General features: G+C 71.6%; 14 protein-coding genes and 1 pseudogene. 8 read left to right on the forward strand and 7 right to left on the reverse strand.

Annotated features, from left to right (window positions below):
- Positions 1-262 precede the first annotated feature (262 nt).
- The 6 genes from Q8R60_09840 to Q8R60_09865 form a co-directional block, all read right to left on the reverse strand.
- Positions 263-487 carry a hypothetical protein gene (locus tag Q8R60_09840; GenBank protein ID MDP3712770.1) on the reverse strand — a complete coding sequence of 75 codons (225 nt, stop codon included), beginning with the start codon at positions 485-487 and terminating at the stop codon, positions 263-265.
- An 86-nt stretch (positions 488-573) separates the two neighbouring features.
- Positions 574-855 (reverse strand): GlsB/YeaQ/YmgE family stress response membrane protein, encoded by a 282-nt coding sequence (locus Q8R60_09845; GenBank protein ID MDP3712771.1) that lies wholly within the window; start codon positions 853-855, stop codon positions 574-576.
- A 35-nt stretch (positions 856-890) separates the two neighbouring features.
- Positions 891-2,129 (reverse strand): MFS transporter, encoded by a 1,239-nt coding sequence (locus Q8R60_09850; GenBank protein MDP3712772.1) that lies wholly within the window; start codon positions 2,127-2,129, stop codon positions 891-893.
- Positions 2,130-2,296: 167 nt separating this feature from the next.
- Positions 2,297-2,506 carry a hypothetical protein gene (locus Q8R60_09855; protein ID MDP3712773.1) on the reverse strand — a complete coding sequence of 70 codons (210 nt, stop codon included), beginning with the start codon at positions 2,504-2,506 and terminating at the stop codon, positions 2,297-2,299.
- 114 nt (positions 2,507-2,620) lie between these two features.
- On the reverse strand, positions 2,621-3,088 hold the full coding sequence (locus tag Q8R60_09860; protein ID MDP3712774.1) for a flavodoxin family protein: 468 nt from the start codon (positions 3,086-3,088) through the stop codon (positions 2,621-2,623).
- Positions 3,085-3,927 carry a fused MFS/spermidine synthase gene (locus Q8R60_09865; protein ID MDP3712775.1) on the reverse strand — a complete coding sequence of 281 codons (843 nt, stop codon included), beginning with the start codon at positions 3,925-3,927 and terminating at the stop codon, positions 3,085-3,087. Before Q8R60_09865 ends, Q8R60_09860 begins: the two co-directional genes overlap by 4 nt.
- Positions 3,928-3,951: 24 nt before the next feature.
- Here Q8R60_09865 and Q8R60_09870 point away from each other — a divergent pair, with 24 nt between their 5' ends.
- The 8 genes from Q8R60_09870 to Q8R60_09905 all read left to right on the forward strand — a co-directional run bounded on the left by Q8R60_09870 (position 3,952) and on the right by Q8R60_09905 (position 9,483).
- Complete coding sequence (locus tag Q8R60_09870; GenBank protein ID MDP3712776.1) at positions 3,952-4,734, forward strand: enoyl-CoA hydratase-related protein; 783 nt, start codon at positions 3,952-3,954, stop codon at positions 4,732-4,734.
- Complete coding sequence (locus tag Q8R60_09875; protein MDP3712777.1) at positions 4,731-5,822, forward strand: glutamate--cysteine ligase; 1,092 nt, start codon at positions 4,731-4,733, stop codon at positions 5,820-5,822. The genes Q8R60_09870 and Q8R60_09875 overlap by 4 nt, the downstream gene beginning before the upstream one ends.
- Before the next feature lie 59 nt (positions 5,823-5,881).
- Positions 5,882-7,264: a class I adenylate-forming enzyme family protein gene (locus tag Q8R60_09880; GenBank protein MDP3712778.1), complete on the forward strand. Its 1,383-nt coding sequence runs from the start codon at positions 5,882-5,884 to the stop codon at positions 7,262-7,264.
- A 157-nt stretch (positions 7,265-7,421) separates the two neighbouring features.
- Positions 7,422-7,709 carry a type II toxin-antitoxin system Phd/YefM family antitoxin gene (locus tag Q8R60_09885; protein ID MDP3712779.1) on the forward strand — a complete coding sequence of 96 codons (288 nt, stop codon included), beginning with the start codon at positions 7,422-7,424 and terminating at the stop codon, positions 7,707-7,709.
- A 17-nt stretch (positions 7,710-7,726) separates the two neighbouring features.
- Complete coding sequence (locus Q8R60_09890; protein ID MDP3712780.1) at positions 7,727-7,981, forward strand: type II toxin-antitoxin system RelE/ParE family toxin; 255 nt, start codon at positions 7,727-7,729, stop codon at positions 7,979-7,981.
- Between the two features lie 111 nt (positions 7,982-8,092).
- Complete coding sequence (locus tag Q8R60_09895; GenBank protein ID MDP3712781.1) at positions 8,093-8,353, forward strand: hypothetical protein; 261 nt, start codon at positions 8,093-8,095, stop codon at positions 8,351-8,353.
- A gap of 3 nt (positions 8,354-8,356) precedes the next feature.
- Entirely contained in the window at positions 8,357-9,175 is an 819-nt protein-coding gene (locus Q8R60_09900; protein MDP3712782.1) for a sulfite exporter TauE/SafE family protein, read from the forward strand.
- A gap of 26 nt (positions 9,176-9,201) precedes the next feature.
- A complete protein-coding gene (locus tag Q8R60_09905; GenBank protein ID MDP3712783.1) occupies positions 9,202-9,483 on the forward strand; it encodes a hypothetical protein in 282 nt (93 codons plus the stop codon).
- A gap of 223 nt (positions 9,484-9,706) precedes the next feature.
- On the opposite strand, the pseudogene Q8R60_09910 reads toward Q8R60_09905, so the two are convergent.
- A pseudogene (locus Q8R60_09910) lies at positions 9,707-10,153 on the reverse strand (transposase).
- Positions 10,154-10,288 lie beyond the last annotated feature (135 nt).

Here is a 10,288-nt window from a genome sequence, read left to right on the forward strand (position 1 = left end):
GACCGCCCCGCGCCCGCCCCGCGCCCGCCCGCCCCTCCTCCGCACGCCCCCGCACGCCCCCGCGGGATGTGGCGATCACGCACGCTCGGCCTGCCGTCGGTGATCGCCACATCCGGGACAGTCGCGTGACATCCCGGGACACACGGTGGAGGCGCGGGAGTTGTGGCGATCACGCACGCTCCGCCTGCCATCGGTGATCGCCACATCCGCGACGGACGGACGGACGGCCGGCGGTTGGTGGTCCCGGCGGTCGCAGGGCTACTCAGTCGTCGTCGGGGTCCCGGCAGCCCTCGTAGTCGTAGCGGGCCCGCTGGAACATCGCGTAGCCGGTGATCCGTCGCCGGCGCAGCACCGGCTCGGTGAGCACGGCCCGCTCGGTGTCGGGGTCGGGGTTGCGGTCCCCAACGCGGTCACTGCGCAGCAGCGCGCGCACGGCGCGGGCGAGGATCGGCTGTCGGAGGGGGCGGGAGGTCGGCGAAGCGGTCATGGACGGGAGCGTCCGTCGTACCTCCGACAGCAGCGACCCGGCCGTCCACAGGGGGAGACGGCCGGGTCGCGGGGGGTTGCTGTGGGCTACCGGACGGCGTACTTCTCCTTGCCGACGGTGGCGCGGTAGACGAGCAGCGCGATGATGGCGCCGACGATGCTGCCGATGATGCCGCTGGGCTGCAGGACGCCCTCGTTGCCGTCCTTGCCGAACAGCAGGTAGCCGAGGAAGCCTCCGACGAAGCTTCCGACGATGCCGAGGCCGATCGTCATCGGGATGGACATCGGGTCGCGGCCGGGGACGAGAGCGCGGGCGAGGAAGCCAGCGATCGCGCCGACGATGAGCATGGTGATGATGAAGCCGATCACGGGGTCCTCCTCTGTAGGGGTGTGCTGAGCGACGTCTACCCCACTCGCAGCCGTCGAACACCCGGGACGAGGATGATCGCGACGCAGACCGTGGCGGCGACCATCGTCGCGAGCAGGGCGGTCCGCTGGGTCCCGAGGGCCTCGGCGACCGGACCGATCACGACGTAGCCGATCGGCATCAACGTCAGCGACGCGAGGTGGTCGAAGGAGCTGACCCGGGACTGAGCGCCGGCGGGGATGCGCAGGTTGAGCGCGGTCTCCCACAGCGTGAAGCACAGCGCGACCGTGACCCCGGTGACGGCCTCGAGCGCCGCGACTGCGAGGGTCGGGATCGGCAGGACGACGATGACCGCCTGGCTGCACGACACGGCGAGCGCCGCGCCGATCACCAGGCCGGTGCGGTCGACGCGCACTCGCAGCGCGACGAGCGAGCCGACCAGCGACCCGATCCCGAAGCCGGCGCTGATGACCCCCCACGACGTCGCGCCCCCGCGGTCGGTCTCGGCGTAGAGCGGGCCGAGGACGAACAGCGCCGGCAGGACCAGGGCGTGGTACGCCGAGAAGGCCAGCAGGATGGGCCACACCCACGAGCGGCTGGCGACCTCGCGCCACCCGCCTGCGAGGTCCTTCACGAACGACCCGCCCTGCGCGCGCTCGCCCGGCGTCGGGCGCATCCGCACCAGCGTCGCGGCCGACACGAGGAAGGTCAGCGCGTCGACGGCGATCGCGCCGCCGGCCCCGACGCCCGCCACCAGCAGACCGGCTGCGACCGGACCGGTGAGCAGCGCGATGTTGCTCGACAGCGCGAGCAGCGCCTGGGCCGGCTGGATGTCGAGCTTCTGCACCACCTGCGGCACCAGCCCGAGGGCGGCCGGGCGGAAGAACGCCTCGGCGGCGCCGTAGACCGACTGGAGCACCACCAGCGAGAGCACCGTCGCGCGGTCGGTGAGCAGGAGGTACGCCGTGACGCCCTGTGCCGCGGCGCGCACGACATCGCTGCCGAGCATCGTCAGCTGGCGCGGGATCCGGTCTGCGACGACACCGCCGACGAGCACGAAGACCGCGAGCGACAGCGTCGTCGCGCCGAGCACCAGCCCGACGTCGGACAGGTCCGCGCCCGGGATGCTCAGCACCGCGAACGGCATCGCGACCATCACGAGCCGGTCACCGAAGGACGAGACCGCCTGGCCCCAGAACAGCAGCCCGAACTCCCGCTGCCGCAGCAGCCGCGTCCGGACCTCGCTGACCGCGAGTGGGTCCAGCTCGGCGGTCATGCAGCAGTCACCGCCGGAGCCTGCCACGGGGGTCCTGCGCCGTCACCGGGATTCCGCGCGCTTCCTGACGAAGATCAACAGCACATCTGCACGGAGACGGTGACCGGAGTGAGCGTGCGCGGGCAGCCACCCTCGTGCAGATGTGCTGTCGATCATGTAATAGGCGCTCAGTCGTCCTGGGGCGAGCCGTAGAAGGTGTCGTCCGGGTAGGGCTTGAGGAACGCGCACAGCACGAGCCCGATCCCGAGCCCCGCGAAGAAGCCGCCGCTGACCGCGGGGTCGGAGGCCGTTGCTTCCTCGATGACCTTGGCGGTTCCGGTGCCGACCAGGATCGATCCGCCGATCGTGGAAAAGACACGTCCTGTCCCGAGGTGCATCGGGCCATGCTGCCCCGTTGATCGTCAGGTGGTCTGCACAGGACGCGTCGGCGTGTCGCGTGCAGACCGCCTGATGATCACGGCGTGGCGCGCGCAGACCGGGACGGGCCGGGGTCAGAGCAGGCCGGCGGCGTGGGCACCGACGGTGGCGGCCGCGTCGGACACGGCGGCGAGGTCGTCGGGCGACGGCTCTCCCGTGACCGTGACCGGGGCCGCGACCGACCGCCACCGCAGCCCGGTCGTCGCGGTCGCCACCGACCGGACCGCACCGGTCGTGTCGTTCTGCCCGTGCACCCACAGCGCGTAGGGCAGGCCGACCTTCTCGAGCAGCGTCGGGTAGTAGGCGTTGTCGAAGAAGTGCTTCAACGCGCCCGACATGTAGCCGAGGTTGGCGGGTGTCCCGAGGACGATGCCGTCCGCGGACAGCAGGTCGACCGGCGAGGCGGTCAGGGCGGCACGCACGACCACGGTCACCCCGTCGACCTGCGCCAGTCCCGATAGCGCGGCCTCGAGCAGGGCCTGGCACGCGGGCGAGGGGGTGTGGTGGACCACGAGCACGGTGGTCTGTGAGGGAGCGGTCACCGGACGAAGACCTCGGGCGGCGGGACCGGGGTCGGGCCGGCGGTCGCGTCGGTGACCACGCGCGCCCCGCCGCGGAAGGACACCACGTCGTCGTCGGCGAGCACCCGGGCCGTCCCGATCGCGCGCGCCGAGCGCCGCCGCAGGGCCAGGATGTCCAGCGGTACGCCGGAGGCCGCGACGACGACGTTGCCGAAGCGGCGGCCGCGCAGCACCCCCGGCTCGGCCAGCACGACGACGTGCGGGAAGACCTCCTGCAAGGTGGCGACCTGCCCCTTCGAGAAGGCCAGGCCGAAGCCGTCGGCGAGGTTGACGACGTAGCAGCCGTCGTCAGTGAGGACCGCCCGGACCTCGCGCACGAACTCCACCGACGTCAGCGTCACCGGCAGGGACGCCCCCGCGAAGACGTCGCCGATGACGAGGTCGGCCTCACCGGGCCGCAGCGCCGCGAGCCCTTCCCGCGCCTCCGCGACCCGCAGCTTGAAGCCGTCACAGCCCAGCTGCTCGCGCACCAGCGCCGCGAGCCTTTCGTCGTACTCCAGGACCAGCTGGCGCGAGCCCGGGCGGGTCGCTGCGACGTAGCGCGGCAGGGTGCACCCGCCACCGCCGAGGTGCACGGCGGCGAGCGGGCCGGGCGGCAGGACGTCGACGACGTCGCCGATCATCCGGACGTACTCGAACTCCAGGTGCGTCGGGTCGCCGACGTCGACGAAGCTCTGCGGCACCCCGTCGACCGAGAGCCACCACCCGTCGTCGCTGTCGGCGTCGGGCACCAGCTCGGCGAGGCCGGCCGCCACCTGGGCCGTGGTGGGCAGCACCAGGCGGCGGAGTCGGGCGCACATGGGGCCATCCTGCAGGATGGGGGTGTGATCGAGGGACTGCGCGTGACGCGCGAGGGCACCGTGGCGACCGTCGAGCTGCACCGACCCGACAAGCACAACGCGATCTCCTTCGCGATGTGGGAGGGCTTCGCGCAGGTGCTGCCGGAGCTCGGCGCCGACGACGACGTCGACGTGGTCGTCCTGCGCGGCACCCCTGGCGGGCCGTTCTCCGCTGGTGCGGACATCTCGGAGTTCCAGGAGCTGCGGCTGCGACCGGAGGACGCGGAGAGGTACGGCGCTGCCGTGGCCGCCGGCGAGCGCGCCGTCATCGAGTGCGCGAAGCCGACGGTCGCCCTCGTGCAGGGCTGGGCCATCGGTGGCGGCACGCAGGTGGCCGTCGCCTGCGACCTGCGGGTCTGCGACAGCACGGCCCGCTTCGGGGTGACCCCGGCCAAGCTCGGCATCGTCTACGCGCTGCAGTCCACGGCCAGGCTCGTCGACGTCGTCGGGCAGGCGTGGGCGTCGTGGATCCTCATGACCGGCGAGCTGCTCGACGCACCGACGGCGCTGCGCATCGGCCTCGTCCACGAGGTCGCCGACGATGTGGAGTCGCGGGCCTACGAGCTCGCCGCCGTCCTCGCCTCGCGGGCCCGCATCTCGCTGACTGGTGCCAAGCAGCTCATCGCGCGGTCGGTCGCTGGTGAGCGCACGGAGGACGACGCGGTCCGCGCGCTCTACACCGCCTCGCTCACCAGCCCGGAGTACGCCGAGGGTGTGCGGGCCTTCCTCGACAAGCGAGCGCCCGACTTCCGCGGGGCGCGCGCGTGACGGTGCCCGTCGGCGCGACGATCGGGGTCGAGGAGGAGTACCACCTCGTCTCCGTCGAGACGCTCGCCCTCACCGATGCGCCGCAGGTCACCCAACGCGCGGTTGAGCTGATCGGCGACTGCGCCCAGGGTGAGATCTCCACCGCGCAGGTCGAGATCGCGACACCGGTCATCTCGACGCTCGCCGACGTTCGCCGCGAGGTGACCCGGCTGCGGGCGGGTGCGGACCAGGCCGCGCAGGAGTCCGGCTGCCGCATCCTCGTCGCCGGCACCCACCCCTTCTCGTCGTGGCGCGACCAGCGGCTGACGGCCGGCGTGCGCTACGTCGCGCTGCTCGAGCGCTGGGGCCTCTTGGCGCTGCAGCAGATGATCGCGGGCTGCCACGTGCACGTCGCGGTCCCGTCGCTCGACGTCGCCGTCCACGTCCTCGACCGCCTCCGTCCGGACCTGCCTGCGCTGCTGGCGCTGTCGGGCAGCTCGCCGTTCTGGGAGGGCACCGACACGTCCTACGCGTCGTACCGGACCCAGTGGTTCGGTCGCTGGCCCGTCACCGGCGCGACCGAGGTCTTCGGCTCGACCCAGAGGTACGACGAGGTCGTGGCCGACATGGTGACGAGCGGTCTGGTGGACGACGCGTCGCACCTCTACTGGGACGCCCGGCCGGCGACCCGCTTCCCGACGGTCGAGATCCGCGTCGCCGACGTCATGCCGGTGATCGACGACGTGGTCCTGCACGCCGGGCTCGCCCGGTCAATGGTGCGCGTCGCCGCCGCCGACACCCCGGTGCCCGAGGTGCGTCCGGAGGCGCTGCGCGCCGCTCGCTGGCGGGCCGCGCGTCACGGGCTTGAGGGCGAGCTGCTCGACCTGCGCAGCCACACCCTGGTCCCTGCGGCGACGCTCGTGCACGACCTGCTCGACCGGCTGCGCGACGACCTCGAGGGCGCGGGGGAGTGGGACGAGATCACCTCGCTCGCCGAGCAGGCGCTGATGCGCGGGACCTCGGCGGCACGGCAACGCCAGGTCATGGAGCGCACCGGCGACCTCGTCGAGGTCACCCGCTCCGTCGTCCTCGACACCTTCGGCGACTGAGGGCGGCGACTGAGGTGCCTTCGCTGGGTGAGCTGGGGGAGCGGGCGTCCTCCGGGGACGTGCTCTTCGAGGGTGACCGCTGGACCGCAGCCGAGCTCTCGGACCGGGCGGCTCGCGTGGCGGGTGGCCTCGTCGAGCTCGGCGTGCGCCCCGGCGACCGGGTCGCGGTCTGCTCGCTCAACACCCCCGACGTCCTCGTCCTCTACGACGCGGTCTGGCGGGCTGGTGCCATCGCGACGCCGGTCGTTCCCGCGGCCAGCGAGGCCGAGCTGCGGCACGTCCTGGACGAGGCCTCGCCCTCTCTGCTCGTCACGTCGCCGGAGCGGGCAGCGACGGTGTCCGGCCTGCCGGTCCTCACGGATCTGCCGCTCGGTGATGCCGTCTCGGCCGTCTCGGCCGACGGGTCGGACCCGGCGGCCCTGCTCTTCACCGGCGGCACCACCGGTCGGGCGAAGGGCGTCGTGCTCACCCACGACAACCTCTGGCACACGGGGCGCGCGCGGCAGTCGGTCCTGGATGACAGTGGTGTCCGGTCGATGCTCGTGCCGCTCCCGCTTTCGCACGTCTACGGCCTGCTCAACGCGGTGTGCCGGATGCACCAGGGCTCGCCCGTGCCGCTGCTGCTGCAGCGCCGCTTCGACGCGGTGGAGTGGGTGGCGCTCGTCCGCGCGCACGCCGTCGAGGCCGGCGCTCTGGTCCCGTCGATGCTGCAGCTGCTGCTCGCCCACGACCTCGACGGTCTCGACAGCTTGCGCTACCTCACCTGCGGTGGGGCGCCGCTCGCTCCCGCGGTCGTCCACGAGTTCCAGCGGCGGGTGCCCTCGGTCGTCGTCTGCGACGGCTACGGCTGCACCGAGGTCACCTCCACCGCGACGATGAACCCGCCCGACGCACCCCGGGTCGGCACTGTGGGCCTGCCTATCCCCGGCGTCGAGATCCGCATCGACGAGCCGACCGGAGAGGTGCTCGTCCGCTCGCCCGGCGTGATGGCGGGCTACTGGCGGGACGTCGCCGCCACCGCCGAGGCCGTCGACCCCGACGGCTGGATGCGCACCGGCGACGTCGGACACCTCGACGCCGACGGCTACCTCACGGTGGTCGACCGGCTCAAGGACCTCGTCATCCGCGGTGGCTTCAACGTCTACCCCCGCGACGTCGAGGACGTCCTGCTCCAGCACCCCGCGGTCGCATCCGCAGCCGTCGTCGGCCGCCCCGACCCGGTGCTCGGCGAGGAAGTGGTCGCGTTCGTCTCGCTGCGGCCCGGGCTGACGGTGGCGTCTGCCGAGCTGGTCGCCTTCGGCGCCGAGCGGCTGGGCCGTCACAAGCACCCGCGCGAGGTGCGGATCGTCGACGTCGTACCCCTGACTCCCGTCGGCAAGACCGACCGCAAGCAGCTGCGTGCCCTGCTCCGGGATGACCGGGGCAGCCAACCCGAGAGTTGATAAGTGGAGTCGGTCCGCGGCAGCAGGCGGCAGTGGACGCCTGGAGGTGACCGGGCCCTCCGCAGGGTGACGCTTCTGCGGAAGCGTGTTGTCCACAGGAGGAGAACCGGCCTTCCTCGTTGTTGCGCATCGTAGATATCTAGCTATAGTTATGGCCATGACCTCAGCCGCTGAGCACATGCCGCTTGCCGACGTAAAGAACCGGCTCTCGGAGGTCGTCGAGCGACTTGAGCGTGAGCACGGGCGGGTCATCATCACCAAGCACGGCCGCCCGGCCGCGGTCGTCATGAGCATCGAGGATCTCGAAGGCTTGGAGGAGACTCTCGACATCTTGAGCGATCCCGCACTGATGCGGCGGATCAAGAAGGCAGAAGCCGAGATCGCTGCGGGGCAGGACGAGGTGTTGACGAAGGAACAGCTGCTCGACCGCGTTCGTCGCCGGTGAGCGATCAACCGTTCACGGTGACGTGGTCACCGACAGCGCAGCGCGATCTGCAACGGCTGCCCGAGAAGGTCGTGACGGCTGTCGCGGAGTTCGTCTACGGCGCTCTGGCCGCGAACCCGCATCGCGTCGGCCGGGCCCTACAGCTGGACCTGGTCGGCCGACACTCCGCACGGCGCGGTAGTTACCGCGTCATCTACCGCATCGACGACGTGCAGCGGCTTGTACGAGTTGAGAATGTGGACCACAGGTCGGACGTCTACCGACGCAGGTGATGTGCCGCTCCCAACAGGGCAGCCGGCCTTCTCACCGAGGTACCTCACAGGGCAGGCGGCGCTACTCTCCGCCCTGTGCGCGTTCGGGATTGGTTCCTCACACGACGCTGGGTGCGTTTCCCCTGGGGTCGCCGGGCACAGGCCACCAGCACCGCGGCGGTCCTGGTGGCCGTCGCCGCCATGTCGTTCTGGCAGGAGGTCTTGTCCTTGATGCCGCGTGACCAGAAGGATGCGAACATCACCACCGACGGTGGTGAGCTGTGGTCGGGCATGCCCACCGTGACGACGGTGGGCTACGGCCACCGCTACCCCGTCACCGACGTCGGCAGGATCGTCGTCGCCGAGGTCCTGCCGCAGGTCGCGTCCGTCTAGCTCGTGGAAGCCTTCGGGTACGGCGGGCTATCGCTGCTTGCTGCGTGCCTCGGGGCACTGGGCGGCCTCGGTGGCGCCATCTTGCTCGTGCCCGCACTGGTGCTGACGGGCCTGACGGCGGCCGCTGCCGCTCCCCTCGGTCTGCTCTGCGTGGCAAGCGGATCGCTGGCGGCCGCACCGCGACAGCTGGTGGAGCGGACGGTCAACCACCGCATCGGTGTGGTGATCGAGCTGGTCGCCTCCGCCGGTGCCGTGACCGGCGCTCTGCTGTCCGGTGCGGTGAGCGAGGCTGTGCTGACGAGGGGATTGGCGGTCGTCGCCCTCGCTGCCGCCTACGTCGGTGCCCGCCGTACCGGACTGCGCAACCCACCGAACCCTGACTGCACCGATGCGGACGTGGGCGAGCGCGTCGGGTCCCTCTCGGGTGCTTACCGGCTGGGTGATGCGGTCGCGCCGTATAGCACCACGCACCTGCGCAGGGGGCTCGGGCTGATGGCGCTGGCCGGCTTCGTCGCCGGGACGTCGGGAGCCTCGGGTGGGTTCATCAAGACGCCGACGCTCAACGAGCTCATGCACGTCCCCGTCCGCGTTGCTGCGGCGACGACGACCTTCACGGTCGGCATCACCTCGGCGGCCGCGCTGCTTGTGTTCGCCGTGCAGGACCGCATCGACACGAGCCTCGCCGGCCCCGTCATCGCCGGCAGCCTGCTGGGCGGGTTGCTCGGCGCGAAGGTGCAGAGCCGGCTTCCACCGCTGGTGATCCGTCGAGGGCTCTGCACGCTGCTCGTCGTGGTTGCCGCCGTTTTGGCGGTGCGGTCTTGACGCGACCTCCGATCCCGCCGGGGACCGTGAGCACCATCCGTGGCTACTGGCAGGCGCCGTGGCTGCGCCGTGCCACGCAGCTGGTGCTCGCCCTGTCCCTGCTGGCGTCCGTGCTCCCCGGTGCTGCCCGCGATGCCGTTGCCTGGACCGCCATCGCACTCGTGATCGCTGCCCCCCTGCTGCGCCTGACCTGGCTGCTGCACCGCTGGCGTCAAGAGCAGGACCACCGCTTCGTGGTCCTGGGGGCAGCGGTCCTGCTGGTCGTCGGCACCGGAGCCGCCCTCGCGGCCCTCGGCGTTGGCAGCTGATCACCAAGGCCTAATCCCAATACCGTTTAGTTAGCGGGACCGCGCTGTAGGTTGGCGGCCCGTCTGGCTGGGGCCACGTCGCGTGGTGGGCGCGCTTGACGAGCCACTTGACGTACTTGCGTTTGATGACGCGGGGCGCCGAGCGGTGACGGCGTGGGGGGTCAGCCGGTGGAGTAGCCGGCGGAGAAAGTCGCGCCAGCCGGGGCTGTCGCGGTCGTGCTGCTCAGGGGGGAAAAGCACCCGGGTGGGTGAGGGTCTGACGGGTGATCCGCAGCGCGGCGACGAAGCTGACGCGGTCGGGGTCGTGCCCGGAGTGGGTGGCGGCTTCGGACATGAGGGAGCGGATCGCGTAGTGGCAGCACAGGTGGCCCCAGATCTCCTGCAGGACCAGGTCCGGGGACTTGCTGCGGAGCACGGTGCGTGGTCCACGCTGATGGGTCTTGAGCTCGTCGAAGGTCAGCTCGACCTCCCAGCGCTCGGCGTATGCGGCAGCCAGCTCGACCGCGGACGCCTCGGCGGGATCGGTGAGGGTGGTCAACAGCCGGTAGGTGGCGTGGTTGTCGCGTCCGTCGTCGATCGTGTAGTCGATGACCCGGACCAGCATCGGCTCGGCCGCCCGCGCCGCCGCGGAGTGGGTCTGCTGCAGGTGCGCGAGCCAGGACCCGTGGGCGTGTCAGATCGTCTGTGTAAGTCGCTGAGGTCCGACGCTGGGGCTGACGCCTCGGACAGGAGACTGCACGATGAAGGCACCGACGCTTGCGAAGGCCGCTGTGACCACCTCGGACGACGACATCTCGAACGGCGG

The organism is Mycobacteriales bacterium (assembly GCA_030697205.1).
Lineage (GTDB): Bacteria > Actinomycetota > Actinomycetes > Mycobacteriales > SCTD01 > JAUYQP01.

Bases quoted from the DNA above. Each gene is read 5' to 3' on its own strand.
- Q8R60_09840 (MDP3712770.1), bottom strand. From the start codon at position 487: ATGACCGCTTCGCCGACCTCCCGCCCCCTCCGACAGCCGATCCTCGCC.
- Q8R60_09850 (MDP3712772.1), bottom strand. From the start codon at position 2,129: ATGACCGCCGAGCTGGACCCACTCGCGGTCAGCGAGGTCCGGACGCGG.
- Q8R60_09855 (MDP3712773.1), bottom strand. From the start codon at position 2,506: ATGCACCTCGGGACAGGACGTGTCTTTTCCACGATCGGCGGATCGATC.
- Q8R60_09865 (MDP3712775.1), bottom strand. From the start codon at position 3,927: ATGTGCGCCCGACTCCGCCGCCTGGTGCTGCCCACCACGGCCCAGGTG.
- Q8R60_09885 (MDP3712779.1), top strand. From the start codon at position 7,422: ATGACCTCAGCCGCTGAGCACATGCCGCTTGCCGACGTAAAGAACCGG.